The sequence below is a fragment of the Shewanella algicola genome, from assembly GCF_014648035.1.
In the GTDB taxonomy this organism is placed as follows: Bacteria; Pseudomonadota; Gammaproteobacteria; order Enterobacterales; family Shewanellaceae; genus Shewanella; species Shewanella algicola.
The window spans coordinates 26,198-42,685 of the sequence record NZ_BMQI01000046.1; the positions used below are offsets into that span (position 1 = coordinate 26,198).

Sequence of the window (16,488 nt, forward strand, 5' to 3'; positions counted from 1 at the left end):
GGCCTGTCATTGGCTGCTCTGGGCTCACTTTAGCACAGATTAACGCGTAGATTTTATGCTGATTATGGTATAATCGTGCCTAAACTACGCGACAGCCTAAATGATATGTCAATCCGCCCAATCACTGCTTCAGACTGGCCAGCAATAATGGCTATTCAGGCGCAATGTTATATTGAATTAACCCCAGAGTCCCTTGCGGTCATGCAAAGTAAATGGCAAGCGTCGCCAACGACATGCCTGGTCGTTGAGCAATCTGAAAACATTGCTGCTTATGCATTAGTCCACCCCTGGCCTCAGGGTGATGCACCGTCTTTAGACACCCCCATTACCCTAATAAAGAGTCATAGCTGGTATTTACATGACATGGCGATTTCGCCAGCGGCTCAAGGTATGGGGCTGGGTAAACAGTTACTCGAGTACGTGATTAACCAAGCGACTCAATTATCTAAACACGGTATTGGTTTGGTTGCCGTTCAGGGAGCAAAAGGCTATTGGCAAGCACAAGGTTTTTTACCCGCAACCCCATCCTCAACATTAAAAGCTGCTTTAAAGACTTATCCTGCTGATGCGTGTTACCTGTATTTAACCCTCGATTAGAGTGGTGAACAAAATAAAGTGTGCGATTTATGGCAACTGATTAGGGTTCTAGTTGGTTATCAGTGAGCTAACGTGGGACAATCAACCACACTATCTAACCACACTATCAGCGCACCGGTTGCGTTTGGGTCCTTATCGTCGAAAACATATCTGTTAGATGATATTGATTAAGGGCTATCTTTTTATTTTTGAATGTAAATGACATTAATTTCAGGAGTTCGCCATGGCGCGCCAAGTAATTTATACCTTTAAAGGCCAAACCAAAACCATCGCCTTTAGCTATGACATCCACCATGACCTTTATGAAGCCGCCGCTGAAGCGGAAGGGATAGATTTAACAAAATTTCTCGCCATGGAGCAACAAATCGCATTAACCTCCAAAAAAGGCGCCAAAGCTGAAAAAGAGTATCGTAAGACCGAATTTGCACGCTTTGGTTTTACCAGTATTAAGTTTGTTCGCGAAGACGATGAAATCTAATCTCAACTGAGCATTAAGGAATATCAATGTTAAATTCAGAACATGCCAACTTTCCTCGAGCGAGCTTTGTTCGTCGAGTTGGCGCTATCATTTACGATTCATTGTTGGCCGTCGCGGTATACATGTTTGCCGGTGGCATTGGTTTTGGGGTATTTTTTGCTTTACAAAGCACCGGGGTGATTGCAATGAACGGCTTTGAGCATACCTCAGACTTACTCAATAACACACCGCTTTACCATGGGCTATATCAATTATGGTTGGCATTGTGTGTTTGCAGCTTTTACGCCATATTTTGGAGCCGTGGCGGTCAAACTTTAGGGATGCGAGCATGGCGTTTAAAAGTACAGCATCCTAATGGTCAAAACCTCAGCTTTATTACCGCTTGCGCTCGGGTGGTGTGGTCTTTGTTAGGGATAGGTAACTTATGGATTTTAATCAACGACGATAAACTGGCTCTGCAAGATATGATAACCCGCTCAGAAGTGGTGGTATTGTCGGTTGAAGCTAATCAAATGCGCAATTGGCACGGCGCATAAAAACATCAAATTAACGTGTTGATTTTGTAGAAATATAATCATATACAGGTTAACTTGCGAATAAAAATGGCAACCCATAGGTTGCCATTTCTGTATTCGATCATGCGACATGATTATTTACGAATGTAATATATGGCTAAAGCGGTAAATAACAAACTTGGTGCTACAGCCCCAACAAAAGCGGGTAACTCATACACAAGACTCATAGGGCCAAATATCTGGTTGCTGATATAAAAACTAAACCCAGCCACTACACCTAACAATACCCGAGCCCCCATAGTGACCGTTCGCAGCGGACCAAATACAAATGACAACGCCACCAACATCATTACCGCCACCGTGATTGGTTGCATAATTTTGCGCCATAACGCCAATTCATAACGGCTAGGGTCTTGCTGGTTAGTTTCGAGGTAATCAAGATAATCAACCAATCCTCTAATCGATAACGATTCAGGCTTTACCGACACAACACTGAGCTTATCTGGCGTTAACGTTGACCGCCATTCATCGGTTTCTAAAAATTCACGAACGACTCTATCTTCTTGCACAGACGTATTTTCAACGCCACTTAATTGCCATAAATCACCGGTAAATACGGCTTTTTCAGCATGCGTCACCGACCTTAACTCAAGACTATCGTTAAACTTATACAAGCTAACAGAGTTAAGCATATCTACATTTTGCACTTCGCCGATATTGACAAACATATCGCCATCTTTAGCCCAAATACCACGGTTTGATTTAATTAAACTGCCACCCGACACTTTTACGGCTTGGAGTTCCTTTGCGCTTTTTTCTGCAACTGGAGCCCCCCATTCACCGAGCACCATCACCATTATCATTAACGGTATTGCGGTTTTCATTGCCGATTGAGTGATTTGCAAACGCGACATACCAGAAGCTTGCATTACAACAAGTTCCGAGTTGGACGCTAACATGCCCATTCCAATTAATGCACCGAGTAAAACGGCCATGGGGAAAAACATTTCGATATCACGAGGCACTAAAAACAGCACATAAACGCCGGCATCCATCATGGTATAGTTGCCTCGTCCAACAACGCGCAGCTGATCAACCCACTTAATAATGCCCGACAATCCGGTTAAAATAAGCAAACACAAGGCTGACGTACTCACAATCATGCGAGCAATATAAAGGTCTAAAATTTTCATCCTGCCACCTGTTTACGCTTAAAAAACCCGAGCAATTTCATTCCAGATGGCCGTTCTTTAATTAACAACAGTAACCCTAATATCAATGCACAACCGTGGATCCACCACATCCCCAACGACAATGGGATAACCTCATCTTGTAGCGCTTTACGTCCTGCGACCATTAAGCCAAAGTAGCCCAAATACAATAAAATAGCAGGGAACATTTTTGCAAACTTACCTTGGCGCACATTCACCCGAGCCAGCGGCACTGCAATTAAGGTCATTAATGGAATGGCGATAGGGATCGCTAATCGCCATTGAAACTCGGCCACGGCTTCAGAGCCAGGTGTCGCCAGCAGTTCATCGACAGGCAATGCAGACAATTTACGTCTACGCTCATCGATTTCTTGCTCTTTAATTTCCATTTTATAGCCACCAAACTCAATAACTTGTATATCCAGTGACTTAGGGTTGCCTTGATAACGCACCCCTTTTTCAAGCTCTAATTGTTGGCTGCCGATATCGTCTTCTGTGACTCGTCCTTGCTGAGCAACCACAAGATTAGTTAAGCCATCTTCATCTTCTGGATCAGGTAATTGCGCCACAAACACTTTATTGAGAGTATTATCTTTATTAATCTTTTCAACAAATAACACCGCTCGACCGTTAGGGCTGGTTTGAAAGCGCCCTTGAGTTAATGCGGCAAGTCCGGCTTCAGACTGGGCTTTTTCTAACACCTGATTTTGGCGCTCTTCTGCCCATGGGCCAACATAAATAGACAAATAAGCCGTAAAGACGAGGTTAACTAACGCCAGCAGCAATGTCACCCGAGTTACATACCACTCACTGACCCCCACGCCATGCAAAACCACCATTTCATTTTCAGCATACATTCGCCCATGGGCTAATAAAATCGCTAAAAAGAAACTAAGAGGAAGCACCAACACCGTCAACTGAGGCAAATTCAACCCCAATAACGTCAACACTAACGATGCAGGAAATTCGCCGTCAGAAGCGTCGGCTAACACGCGCACAAATTGTTGGCTGATAAAAATAGTTAACAGTACTAAAAGTACTGCAAATTGCGCTTTTAAAACTTCACCAATCAGGTATCTAAATACAATCACAAGTAGGATCCGGTGGCTAAACTTATCTTTTTACTGGTATCAGAGCAACTTTCATGTAAACTGTCTACTTTCAGAAGTTTTGCTAGTTTTCTGACCAGCGCGGAAGGTGCTTTGGGGTCGTGGTTAACATCTATTTTGGCTGTCAATTTTCGCCTATTTTTAGTTAATAATCCCAAACAGTTAACACCTTTTCGTTGAATATATGCCAGATGGCCTAATGCAAACATTATCTAATAAATATAAAAATTTGTCTTTAAGAATCTAGGAGTGCTCATGGAGTTTAGCGTAAAGAGCGGCAGCCCCGAAAAACAACGTTCAGCGTGTATCGTTGTTGGTGTCTACGAACCCCGCCGTTTGTCTGGTATCGCAGAGCAATTGGATAAAATCAGTGAAGGTTACATCAGTAACCTACTTCGTCGTGGTGACCTTGAAGGTAAACCAGGACAAATGCTGCTATTGCATCATGTACCAAACGTATTGAGTGAGCGCGTGTTATTAGTAGGTTGTGGTAAAGAGCGTGAGTTAGACGAGCGTCAATACAAACAAATTATCACCAAAACCATTAGCACCTTGAACGAAACCGGTTCAATGGAAGCAGTATGCTTCTTAACAGAGCTGCATGTCAAAGGCCGCGACACCTACTGGAAAGTTCGTCAAGCCGTTGAAGCGACTCAAAACAGCTTATATTCATTTGACGCATTAAAGACCCGCAAGGGTGAAACTCGTCGTCCACTGCGTAAAATGGTATTTAATGTACCAACACGCCGTGAGTTGACCATTGGCGAGCGCGCAATTGAACACGGCACGTCAGTGTCTGCGGGTATGCATTTATGCCGCGATGTGGCAAACATGCCACCTAACATTTGTAATCCAGCTTATTTAGCGTCACAAGCACGTCAAATGGCTGAAGTACATGAAAACCTTAAAGTCACCACCATTGGTGAAGAGCAAATGGCCAAATTAGGCATGAACTCTTACCTTGCCGTAGGCCGTGCTAGCTCAAACGAATCTATCATGACCGTGATGGAATATCAGGGCGCAGTCAACAGCACTGAAAAACCGATTGTATTAGTGGGTAAAGGGCTAACCTTTGACTCGGGCGGAATTTCATTAAAACCTGGCGAAGCCATGGATGAAATGAAATACGACATGGGTGGTGCAGCAGGTGTTATCGGCACCATGAAAGCATTGTGTGAAATGAAGTTGCCTATCAATGTGATTGGTGTACTGGCCGGTTGTGAAAACATGCCTGCTGGCAACGCTTACCGTCCAGGTGACATTTTAACCACCATGTCTGGCCAAACGGTTGAAGTATTAAATACCGACGCTGAAGGCCGCTTAGTATTATGTGACGTATTAACCTACGTTGAGCGTTTCGAGCCAGAATTGGTTATCGATACAGCAACCTTAACCGGCGCTTGTGTGATTGCATTAGGCAAACACGCTTCAGGTTTGTTTAGCTCGCATAATCCATTAGCACATGAATTATTGAATGCGGGTGAGCAAAGTGGAGACCGCGCATGGCGCATGCCACTATGGGATGAATATCAAGACATGCTTGATAGCCCATTTGCTGACATGACGAACCTTGGTGGTCGCCCTGCAGGTTCTATTACTGCTGCTTGTTTCTTATCTCGCTTCGCGAAAAAGTACAACTGGGCGCATTTAGACGTAGCAGGTACAGCTTGGAACAGTGGCGCAAACAAAGGGTCAACCGGTCGTCCGGTACCGATTTTAAGCCAGTTCTTAATTAATCGTGCTGGAGTTGAAATTAGCGAATAACCTTTTTGAGGTTAACGCATATAAAAAGGGTAAAGCGCATGCTTTACCCTTTTTATATCTTATATGAATCAAAAAATATTATGCTAACTTCAGCATATTTATTGCCCATAAGCATAACCCGCCATAAAGCAGACTAGTTTTCCGAATGTCCCTAAAGAATTAACGGCCTATATCTATATAGGTATTACTCGTTCAATATTTCACACTAGAAAGATTAACCCAACACTGCATCAATCAGAGTCAATTTACCGATTATCAAGTTTGCTGGTTATCAGCTTTACTAAATATATTTGATAGTACAAGCATGACACATCATCAGGCTTAAATATTCGCTAGACCTTTTTTCAAATAAGAAGGTAAACAACTAAAATAAAGCAATATATTTGTTTAAAAACACACCATATGGTAGCTTATTTATTAAACCAATTAATGTTTGATAAAAATCACAATCATAAGGAATTGATTGAATGAAACTCAAGTATGCTTGGCACCTGTCACCCGCGCTGGCAAAAAACAAGTGAATCGATTACTTTCAAGGTTTTATGTCATAATTTTAAGCGTTTGCTTTACTCTCACGCCAACGGGACATTTATACGCAAAAAATGCTTCCGAAGTGCAATTTATCACATACCCACTACCTCCTTTTACTTATTTAGATAATGGGTATTTAAGTGGTTTTTCAATCGATATCATTGAAGCAATGATGCAAAACACTCAACAAACAGCCAAGATTGAAATGTATCCATTTAAGCGTGCGTTTCAGCTCATCAAGTCGCAAAAGAATACTGCATTATTTTTAGTAGCAAAGAGACCCGAAAGAGAATCAGAAATGAAATGGGTCGGTCCGATTATTAGCAGTGGCGTGTATTTCTACCAAAAACGTGATTCTGGGTTGTCACTCGCACATTTAGAAGATTTAAAACGAGTACAAAATATAGGTGTGGTGCAAGATAACGCAGATCACACTTACTTAAATGCCCAAGGATTTACCAACCTCAGTACCGACAATGCCCAGTTACAATCCCTAAAGATGCTCAGTTATGGCCGCATAGATGTTGCTCCAATGAGCGAGTTAGTCATGCCCTATTTAGCACAAGCAGCAAATATCGATATCAATACTATCGAACGCACTCCCATTAAATTATACGATTCAACCTTGTATATTGCTTTTTCAAACGACACCAGTGATGAGGACATTGCATTATGGCAACAGGCATTTGATGAACTAAAAAAATCAGGGCAGTATCAAGCAATTTATGACCGATATTTTACCCAAGAGCTCAGTATTGCACAGCACTAAAAATCCCAAATTCCAAATTCCAAAACTCAACATCTTAAATCCAGCGCCATTGGCCATTGTGCTAAACACGTTAGCCAGGGGCACTTATTTATGCGGAATGGTATTAATCATCTACTCATTCTATTCGCTAAAAATACCGCTATCGACTATGCCGTTCGGCAAACATTTAAGCGAACAAAATAGCCTAAACAATTGTTAACTTGTTACACATAAGTAACAAGTTTATTCTCTCGTTTGTAAGCATGATAAGTCCATAATCTATAAAAAACTCGCAGAAAGGGATCTTCAGGTGAAAGCGTTAAAAGTCATCATCATTACAATCGTTAGTGCATTGGCGCTTTATGGACTAGTGGCAATCTTATTGGGCTGGCTACTCAGCTCCATGTGCGGTAATACCGTTTACACCGAATCACTTTCATTAGATAAAATGTATAAGGCTGTTATCTTTGAACGCAGTTGCGGCGGTGCTTCTGACTACACAACCCAAATATCAATCATCAAAGCTGACGAGCAACTGTGTGACAATTGCGCTGGCGACGTGCTCGTTGCCAATGGCCATCCTAACGACAATAAACTCAACTTAGTCTGGTTAGGGCAACAAGATTCTGACGATCAACATCTGCAAATTCATGTTCCTGCTGACATTACAATTGAGACTCAAGCAAGCAGCTGGTCCTCTTGGTTTGATAGTATCGATATTTCCTACCCTGTATTTGACCAATATCCAGTAGTCTGTGAACAAAACCCGCAAGCTAAAGCATGTCAATTCATCACAAATGATCAAAAGCTGATTGATGTGTTAATTCAATTTAAAGACTTTAAAAACAATAAAGCACTTGCCGTATCAGTGAGCGATAGTGGTCATATTCGCTATGGCTATGGTTTTGGTTATGACTCCATGTTAAAAGCGCAACGCAGAGCATTAAAAGAGTGCACCAAAGGCATAAGCCCTACTCATGTAAAATGTGAATTAATTCGCTAAGGGCAAGTAATGCTATTTGAGCGTCAGCAACACAAAACACATCTCATAGATAATCACAAAATAGAGGTCAGTTACGACCGCTTTACGACTCGTTTTAGCTTATCCATTAATGAGCAACAAGTTTATCGCAGACTATTGCTGCTAGGCCCATGGCGTAAACAGAACCTAATGATTAATGATATTTTTTATTATTTAACCTGAACTCGGGATAAGGAATGAACTTATAATATTTAAAATCAACACCTTACCCATTCTCGCTTTCAAGCTTGTCATTTGTTCTGCTAACAAGGCTAATTGACGCGTCAATAGTTAGCCTATTGTAAGTCGATTCAACGCAGTTAGCAGGGCAAAGGACTGTTTGAAAGGCGTTTATTATCCCGAACTCAGGTTATTTATCAATTAGATGGTATGTATTGTGGCGTTCAAGCTTAACGCCACGGCAATCATCTCCTCAACGTCCATCCATCAAAGAGCTATTACCTCAACGTCGCAGAAAGTCTATTATGATCGCGCTCTATATCGGCTTAATCAGCACGATTAAACTGATGTTAGGGATATTGAGCGAGTCCAACATCATATAAAAACCACTGCAGACAGCCATTAACCCGCAAGCGATTTTAGTGTAAACTCATGGCCAAATTATTAACCGGTAAAAAGCTGCACAACATGACTCAAGCCTTGTTTTACCTTATGCCTGATAATCATAATCAAATGAGTGCATTAGATGCGCTTTATTTGGCGGCCTGCCGGTTGGCTGAACAACACTATCGTCAGCAAAAAAACGTCTACATTCATTGCAAAGACAAGCAACAAGCCTATGCAATTGACGAGTTACTGTGGCAATTTGAGCCCAATGCCTTTGTGCCACACAATTTAAAAGGTGAAGGCCCCGTGACAGGGGCGCCGGTTGAAATTGGTTTTGACACCTTAGGGCCAAATAAAAGTCGCCAAGTTCTGATTAATCTTGCAGACCACATGCCCACTTTTGCGGTAAACTTGCCCCATATTATCGATTTTGTCGCTAATGACGATGAGCTCAAGCGCATTGCCCGCAATCGCTACCGTCAATATCAAAGTGCAGGCATTACACCTAGCACTCAAGCATTAGCAGAATAAACACTTAATTTAGATAGAGAACATAACGCTCCTATGGAAAAAACATACAACCCAAAGTCTATCGAACAAGCCCTTTACCAAAACTGGGAAGAGCAAGGTTACTTCAAGCCACATGGCGATGAATCACAAGGCAACTATTGCATCATGATCCCGCCACCGAACGTAACCGGTAGCTTACACATGGGTCATGCATTCCAAGACACAATCATGGATACCCTCACCCGCTATGAGCGCATGAAGGGCAAAAACACCCTTTGGCAAGTGGGCACCGACCATGCCGGTATTGCTACTCAAATGTTAGTTGAGCGTAAACTTGAAGCGGAAGAAGGCAAAACACGTCATGATTTAGGCCGTGATGCGTTTATCGACAAAGTATGGGACTGGAAAGCACAGTCTGGCGGCACTATCACCAAACAGCTTCGTCGCATAGGCGCCTCTGTTGATTGGGATCGTGAACGTTTTACCATGGACGAAGGCTTATCAAAAGCTGTGCAAGAAGTGTTTGTACGCCTATATGATGATGAATTAATTTATCGCGGTAAGCGCCTGGTGAACTGGGATCCAAAGCTGCACACCGCCATTTCAGACTTGGAAGTTGAAAACAAAGAGAAGCAAGGCCACATGTGGCACTTCCGTTATCCTTTGGCGCAAGGCGCACTTACTGCTGACGGTAAAGATTATTTAGAAGTTGCAACTACCCGCCCTGAAACCATGTTAGGTGATAGTGCCGTAGCCGTGCACCCAGATGACGAACGTTATCAGTCACTCATTGGTAAGTTCATTTTATTGCCAATCGTCAATCGTTTGATCCCAATCGTTGCCGACGATTATGTCGACATGGAATTTGGTACCGGCTGTGTAAAAATCACCCCAGCACATGACTTTAACGACTATGAAGTGGGTAAACGTCATGCATTGCCTATGTACAACATCTTCACCCTAGATGCATCTGTACGTAGCTTTGTTGAAGTGATTAACACCGACGGCACGCCAAACAAAGACGTCGAAATGGCACTGCCGGAGCGCTATATTGGGCTGGACCGTTTTAAAGCACGTACAGCCATTGTTAACGAGTTTGACACCTTAGGTTTACTTGAAAAAGTGGCACCACATGGCTTAAAAGTGCCTTATGGCGATCGCTCTGGAGTGGTCATTGAACCATTACTAACAGACCAATGGTATGTTGCGGTTGAGTCTATGGCCAAAACAGCCATCGAAGCGGTTGAAACCGGTGAAATCAAATTTGTGCCACAGCAATACGAAAACATGTATTTCTCGTGGATGCGCGACATTAACGACTGGTGTATTTCACGTCAGTTATGGTGGGGACACCGCATTCCTGCCTGGTACGACGAAAACGGTAAAGTGTATGTAGGTCGTAACGAAGCAGAAGTTCGCGCCAAACATAAGCTTGCCGATTCAGCAGTGCTGCGCCAGGACGATGACGTACTTGATACCTGGTTCAGTTCAGCATTATGGACCTTCTCAACCCTAGGTTGGCCAGACAATTTAGAAGACTTAAAAACCTTCCACCCAACCGACGTGTTAGTGACAGGTTTTGACATTATTTTCTTCTGGGTTGCCCGCATGATCATGATGACCATGCATTTCATCAAAGATGAAAACGGCAAACCACAGGTGCCTTTTAAAACCGTTTACGTGACCGGTCTTATCCGTGACGAAGTCGGTAATAAAATGTCAAAATCTAAAGGCAACGTGCTTGACCCATTAGACATGATTGACGGTATTGAACTAGAAGACTTAGTCGAAAAACGTACAGGCAATATGATGCAGCCACAGCTGGCCGCAAAAATTGAAAAAAGTACCCGCAAAGAATTTGCTGACGGCATTGAAGCTCACGGCACTGACGCATTGCGCTTTACTTTAGCTGCTATGGCATCAACCGGTCGTGACATTAACTGGGACATGAAACGCCTAGACGGTTACCGCAGTTTTTGTAATAAGTTATGGAACGCATCACGCTACGTGCTAATGAACACCGAAACTCAAACCAACCCAGACAGCGACGAAGCCGGTACGCCACTTGATTGCGGCCAAATCTTAGTTGATGGCAAACCAGGTGAAATGGAACTGTCATTAGCCGACCGTTGGATTATTGGTTTATTTAATCAAACCGTTAAAACCTTCGACGACTACATGGCTACATACCGTTTTGATTTAGCGGCTAACACCTTATATGAGTTCACCTGGAACCAATTCTGTGACTGGTATTTAGAGCTCACTAAGCCTGTAATGCAAAATGGTAGCGAAGCGCAAATGCGCGGTACTCGCCATACCTTGGTGACCGTGCTTGAAAAAATGCAGCGTTTAATGCACCCAATCATGCCGTACATTACCGAAACCATTTGGCAACGTGTTAAACCTTTAGCTGGCGTAACAGGTGACACCTTGATGTTGGCCACTTTCCCAACCTATCAAGCAGATCAAGTTGATGCCACCGCAATGGCTGATTTGGAATGGGTTAAACAAGTGATTGTGGCAGTGCGTAACATTCGCGCCGAGCTTAACATTGCACCGTCTAAGCCACTAAATGCATTAGTGCGCGGTGTAAGCTACCAAGACCGTATCCGCCTTGAAGCCAACCAGGCTTTCTTTGCAAGCCTTGCTAAGCTTGAAACAATTACAGTGTTAGAAGAAGGTGAAACAGCGCCAATGTCGACCACGCAGTTAGTGGGCGATATGGAATTACTTATTCCAATGGCAGGCTTAATCGATGTTGCTGCTGAAATGGCTCGAATCGACAAGCAGCTTGAAAAACTGGCGCAAGAAATTGCCCGAATAGAAGGCAAACTGTCTAACCAAGGTTTTGTGGCTAAAGCCCCTGCTGCAGTCATTGAAAAAGAACGTGCAAAAATGACCGGCTTAACTCGTGATATTGAAAAATTAAACGAGCAAAAAATTGAGTTGGCCAAAATAGAAGCCTAATCAACCAGTTTAATTGATACGAAAAACCAGTGATATATCGCTGGTTTTTTATTTTACACTTATATCAAACTTTAATATCTCATTTTGCGTTTTTGCTGTATAAGCTTGCGCCAATATCATCATTCTATTTAATGGGTCAAAACCATGTCTGATAAATTCTTTTTTAAAGGTCGCAAAACCCCAAAGCCTGCATATGGCGAAAGCGGTTATAACACCAAACGTGCGACTAAACCTGGCACTGAACTATCACCATTACTGTTATCGGTGCAAAGCGAAGCACGTAAAGACGAAGTCGCGGCATTGGTTGCCGACAACCAGTTATTTGCCAACATTACTGTCGATGCAGAAAAAGCAGAAAACATTATTGAACTAACAGGGTTATTAAATAAACCTAAGTCAGTGAGTTTTGAAGCCAAGCCTAATCGTAATGACGCTTGCACTTGCGGCAGTGGCAAAAAATACAAAAAGTGCTGTGGTGCTTAAACGGCCCACGCTTGATAAAAAGCAAGATACAATAAACAAAGCGGATCTCACGATCCGCTTTTTGTTTTTTGGATATTTTCCCTCAACTTAGGTAGAGTGTCTTGCGTTAACTCAACACACAATAATAAAGGGTGACTTATGAGCACTAATTCGCATTCAGGCAACGACCTGCGTGAAGTAAAACAACTGGGAATGTGGGCATCAATCACCAGTCTAGGGTATATTTTTTGGCTCGTCGGCGGCATGGAGCTGGTTGAACGAATTGCTTATTACGGCGTAAAAGCGTCTGCGGGTTTATATGCAAAATCCCCCGTGTCGGAAGGTGGCTTAGGCATCGACTTACACGATTACGGCATCATCATTGCGGTGTGGGCTATGCTGCAAACCTTTATCCCGGTGTTTACCGGCGGTATTTCTGACCGTGTCGGCTATAAAGAAACTATTTTCGTTTCGACCATCATTAAAATCATGGGTTATCTCACCATGGCGTTTTTCCCCGATTTTTGGGGATTTTTAGCCGGAGCCATGTTGCTTGCGGCAGGTACAGGGGTATTTAAACCCGGTATTCAAGGCACGCTCGTGTTGTCAACAAAACGCGAAAACACGTCAATGGCGTGGGGTATATTTTATCAAGTCGTGAATATCGGTGGCTTCTTAGGTCCGCTAGTAGCTGTGCATATGCGTCAGTTATCGTGGGACAATGTGTTTTATGCTTGCGCGGCAATCATCTCATTTAACTTCTTATTTTTATTGGCCTATAAAGAACCAGGTAAAGACGAGCGTTTAGCCAGAGCGGCTAAAGTAAAGTCAGGTGAAATCCAACAAGAAGCGTTATGGAAAGATGCACTGCATGAGCTTAAAAAACCTATCGTGCTTTACTACATGTTAGTGTTTGCTGGCTTTTGGTTTTTGTATAACTCGCTATTTGACGTCCTGCCTATTCATATAGCCGAATGGGTCGACACCAGCATCATCGTTACCTCATTATTTGGCCCAGAAGGCACCAGCAACGGCATATTACAGTTCTGGCTAGGTCTTAGTAATGACGGTACTAAGGTCATGCCTGAGGGTATGTTAAACCTCAATGCGGGTATGATCATGACTACCTGTTTTTTAGTGGCCGCGTTTACCGCTAAATACCGTATTACCACCGCTATGTTAGTGGGTTGTATTTTAAGTATTACCGCCATTATGTTGGTCGGCGTCTTTAATGCTGCATGGATGATTGTATTGGCCATTGTGATGTTTTCTTTAGGTGAAATGATGATTAGCCCGAAGAAAAACGAGTTTATGGGTAACATCGCCCCTGAAGGTAAAAAAGCCATGTACCTAGGTTTTGTCATGTTACCGCAAGGGATTGGTTGGACATTAGAAGGCTACTTTGCTCCTAAGCTATACCAAATTTATGCCTCTAAAGAGATTATCTCACGGAATGAATTGGTCAGCCGCGGCATGAGCCAAACCGACGTTGATGCGATTCCACAAGGTGAAGCCTTTATGCGTTTAGTCGACTTTACCGGCATGGAAGCACAACCGTTAACGCATATGCTGTATGAAGCCAATAACATCGGTATGGCATGGTATATCATTGCTGCTATCGGGATTATTTCAGCTGTGGGTATCTTTATTTACGGTAAATGGTTATTGACCATGCAGCGCCAACAAGCGGCAGCGTAATCGCCTGTAGTACCAGATAATTCTTTATCATCAATACCAACAAGGGAGGCAGCAATGCCTCCCTTTTGCTATCTACGATAAAATGACAGGCTTTATTCCTTGAACCTCGAATCTAGAGCACTACGCTGCTAGGACGCTGCGCGGCTAGAATCTATAAAATCTTAACAGTGAGTCCAACCATTATTGTTAGCAAGCCCAAATAACGTTGTCATCTCATAGCAAGAGCCTAGATCGCTTCGCTGCTAGGACGCTACACGGCTAGAATCTATAAAATCTTAACAGCGAAATCGTCCCTCCCCCTGAACGCAACATTGGCTTAGATTGTTTTCTAGCAGGACGAAGTCCGTCCTAGCAGCATAGCGAACCTAGCAGCGAAGCGGCCTTAGCTACACTGAAAATCAAACAAAAAAAAGAGGGAGGCATTGCTGCCTCCCTCTTAGTTATTTTCTTAAGTGATGATTAAGAAATTATTTTTTATTTACTTAGTGTACTGAACTTTAGTGTGCTGAACTTCCATGAACAACATCAACACCGTAAGTTTTACCATTGGCATGACATGTTGCACATGATTCAACTGGTACATCGGCAGCATTTGCAATGCCGTCACCGAATACTGTTGCACCATTACTCTTGAAGTGAGCTAACGCTGCTTCACCAGAGTGAGCGTGACAACTACGACAGGCTTCAGTAACTGGAGAAATAAACTCACCAGGAACACCATCAAATTGATTATCATCTACTTCAATAGCAGTTCTACCTGAAGTCAACTTACCAGTACCATCAAAGAAAGCCATAGCATTGCCATCTGAATTGGCATCTTTATGACACGCTTGGCAATTGGTTTTAGTTGCTGGGTAGTTAACTAATTCCCCATCTGTATCTAAGTAGATGCCTGCACCAGTATCACCAGCAAAGACACCACTATGGAAACGGTGAGCAACAGTAGCTAAATCACGGTTGTAATATTCTAGGCCTTCAACAACTGCAAACGTAGGCTCGCCGTCATCATCTACACCAGACTGTTTATACACATCTGCATGATAAGAACCAGGGTAGTTGTTGTTATGACAATCAGCACATTGGGTAAAGTTAGTCACACCATGGTTAGGTGATTTAACATGCGATAAGTTTTCATGACAAGCATTACATTTCGCTTCATCTGCAGTTGTACGGTCATTACCCACCTGTGTAGGCGCGGTATAAGCAGTCAGAGCAGGGCTAACAAAACGTAAGTTGGTAGTAGTTTCAGCACCAACAGCGGCTACAGCGTCGAACTTAAAGAACTTAGTGACGATATTAGCAGGAACGGCAACATCACAAGCACCAGTATCGGTACCTGCACCATCAGCTAACATAGTGTTCTCAACAATCATGTCAGTTGTGCTGTTACCACACATGTTCAATTCAGAAGATACTGAAATTGTTTTACCATCAAGTTGATTCGCAGCAAGAGACTTGGTTAAGGTTAACTGGCCACCGGCAACAACAAACATTTCTGGATTAGATGCAGTGTTAACACTTAATCCACGAATATAATCGCCATTGCTATCAAGTGTACCGATTAAGATATCGTCACCAGACGCTTTCTTGTTCAAGTACTCTGTTAAATCTGTACCATCTGCTGCAACGGCACCATTTAAGGTAACCCCCATAACAACAGTTAATACATCAGAAGCTACGTCAGCAGAAACGACGTCTAACACTAAACCATCTTCAAAAGCAGCACGACGATTAACACTGTGAGCTTCAACTGGGCTTAAGCTACCAGCACCGTGACAACCAGAACAAACAGCGTCACTTGATGGTACAATACCGTTATGGTTTTCACCCGTTGCTAAATCAACATCAACGTGACAAGACACACACGCTTCTTCGTAGACGTTGTCGTTCCACTGAGTGCCATTATCATGACATGCCGTACACTCATTTAGCTCAGATGGGAAACCAATTTCACCAAACATTTCTGCAGCTTCACCTGTTAGCGAATCTGCAATATGGTGTCCAGCATGGATAGTGTGGATCATGGCATTGAAGTTAGCATTATAACCTTTATCAGGATCATCTTGTCCGCCAGCATAAGCTGGGTTATGACAAGCTACACAGTTTTCAACTTTTTGATAGTTATGGTGAGCACCAATGTTAGCGATACGCATATCTGTATCAGCATAACCGTCTAATGAACTATGACACTTAATACATGCCGCATTAGACACAGAATCTTTTTCAGAAACAGCTAACTCGCCTGTCGCTGGAATAAAATCTAGCGGTGTTGATAAAATTTTATCACTGATACCATTACCATCAGCATCA

General features: G+C 42.9%; 13 protein-coding genes. 10 read left to right on the forward strand and 3 right to left on the reverse strand.

All coding sequences use genetic code 11. The features are described from left to right. Positions 1–75 precede the first annotated feature (75 nt). The 3 genes from IEY42_RS17230 to IEY42_RS17240 all read left to right on the forward strand — a co-directional run bounded on the left by IEY42_RS17230 (position 76) and on the right by IEY42_RS17240 (position 1,611). Complete coding sequence (locus IEY42_RS17230) at positions 76–597, forward strand: GNAT family N-acetyltransferase (protein WP_188926541.1); 522 nt, start codon at positions 76–78, stop codon at positions 595–597. Between the two features lie 223 nt (positions 598–820). Beyond that, on the forward strand, positions 821–1,075 hold the full coding sequence (locus IEY42_RS17235) for a DUF2960 domain-containing protein (RefSeq protein WP_188926542.1): 255 nt from the start codon (positions 821–823) through the stop codon (positions 1,073–1,075). A gap of 26 nt (positions 1,076–1,101) precedes the next feature. After that, on the forward strand, positions 1,102–1,611 hold the full coding sequence (locus tag IEY42_RS17240) for an RDD family protein (protein WP_188926543.1): 510 nt from the start codon (positions 1,102–1,104) through the stop codon (positions 1,609–1,611). A gap of 113 nt (positions 1,612–1,724) precedes the next feature. Here IEY42_RS17240 and lptG read toward each other — a convergent pair whose 3' ends face one another. After that, on the reverse strand, positions 1,725–2,783 hold the full coding sequence (gene lptG / locus IEY42_RS17245; protein WP_188926544.1) for an LPS export ABC transporter permease LptG: 1,059 nt from the start codon (positions 2,781–2,783) through the stop codon (positions 1,725–1,727). After that, positions 2,780–3,892, reverse strand: a complete 1,113-nt coding sequence (gene lptF, locus IEY42_RS17250) for an LPS export ABC transporter permease LptF (RefSeq protein WP_188921882.1) — start codon at positions 3,890–3,892, stop codon at positions 2,780–2,782. Before lptF ends, lptG begins: the two co-directional genes overlap by 4 nt. A 273-nt stretch (positions 3,893–4,165) precedes the next feature. On the opposite strand from lptF, the gene pepA reads away from it, so the two are divergent. From pepA to IEY42_RS17285, 7 genes are all read left to right on the forward strand, one after another. Beyond that, the gene (gene pepA / locus IEY42_RS17255; RefSeq protein WP_188921880.1) at positions 4,166–5,674 is read left to right on the forward strand and encodes a leucyl aminopeptidase; all 1,509 of its coding nucleotides are present in this window, start codon (positions 4,166–4,168) and stop codon (positions 5,672–5,674) included. 613 nt (positions 5,675–6,287) lie between these two features. Then, a complete protein-coding gene (locus tag IEY42_RS17260; protein ID WP_188926545.1) occupies positions 6,288–6,974 on the forward strand; it encodes a substrate-binding periplasmic protein in 687 nt (228 codons plus the stop codon). A gap of 289 nt (positions 6,975–7,263) precedes the next feature. Next, positions 7,264–7,956, forward strand: coding sequence for a hypothetical protein (locus IEY42_RS17265; protein WP_188926546.1), 693 nt, complete (start codon positions 7,264–7,266; stop codon positions 7,954–7,956). Positions 7,957–8,622: 666 nt separating this feature from the next. Beyond that, positions 8,623–9,072, forward strand: a complete 450-nt coding sequence (locus tag IEY42_RS17270; RefSeq protein ID WP_188921938.1) for a DNA polymerase III subunit chi — start codon at positions 8,623–8,625, stop codon at positions 9,070–9,072. A gap of 33 nt (positions 9,073–9,105) precedes the next feature. After that, complete coding sequence (locus tag IEY42_RS17275; RefSeq protein WP_188926547.1) at positions 9,106–12,018, forward strand: valine--tRNA ligase; 2,913 nt, start codon at positions 9,106–9,108, stop codon at positions 12,016–12,018. A gap of 144 nt (positions 12,019–12,162) precedes the next feature. Continuing rightward, a complete protein-coding gene (locus IEY42_RS17280) occupies positions 12,163–12,501 on the forward strand; it encodes a PBPRA1643 family SWIM/SEC-C metal-binding motif protein (RefSeq protein WP_188926548.1) in 339 nt (112 codons plus the stop codon). Positions 12,502–12,639: 138 nt separating this feature from the next. Further along, a complete protein-coding gene (locus IEY42_RS17285; protein WP_188926549.1) occupies positions 12,640–14,178 on the forward strand; it encodes an MFS transporter in 1,539 nt (512 codons plus the stop codon). A gap of 497 nt (positions 14,179–14,675) precedes the next feature. Here the strand turns inward: IEY42_RS17285 and IEY42_RS17290 are convergent. Continuing rightward, positions 14,676–16,488: OmcA/MtrC family decaheme c-type cytochrome (locus IEY42_RS17290; protein WP_188926550.1), on the reverse strand; the 1,813-nt coding region annotated here is incomplete at its 5' end.

What these genes read in the sequence shown, in the direction of transcription:
- IEY42_RS17270 (WP_188921938.1), top strand. Translation starts at nt 8,623, where the DNA reads ATGACTCAAGCCTTGTTTTACCTTATGCCTGATAATCATAATCAAATG.
- lptG (WP_188926544.1), bottom strand. Translation starts at nt 2,783, where the DNA reads ATGAAAATTTTAGACCTTTATATTGCTCGCATGATTGTGAGTACGTCA.
- IEY42_RS17240 (WP_188926543.1), top strand. Translation starts at nt 1,102, where the DNA reads ATGTTAAATTCAGAACATGCCAACTTTCCTCGAGCGAGCTTTGTTCGT.
- IEY42_RS17275 (WP_188926547.1), top strand. Translation starts at nt 9,106, where the DNA reads ATGGAAAAAACATACAACCCAAAGTCTATCGAACAAGCCCTTTACCAA.
- IEY42_RS17285 (WP_188926549.1), top strand. Translation starts at nt 12,640, where the DNA reads ATGAGCACTAATTCGCATTCAGGCAACGACCTGCGTGAAGTAAAACAA.
- pepA (WP_188921880.1), top strand. Translation starts at nt 4,166, where the DNA reads ATGGAGTTTAGCGTAAAGAGCGGCAGCCCCGAAAAACAACGTTCAGCG.
- IEY42_RS17280 (WP_188926548.1), top strand. Translation starts at nt 12,163, where the DNA reads ATGTCTGATAAATTCTTTTTTAAAGGTCGCAAAACCCCAAAGCCTGCA.
- IEY42_RS17235 (WP_188926542.1), top strand. Translation starts at nt 821, where the DNA reads ATGGCGCGCCAAGTAATTTATACCTTTAAAGGCCAAACCAAAACCATC.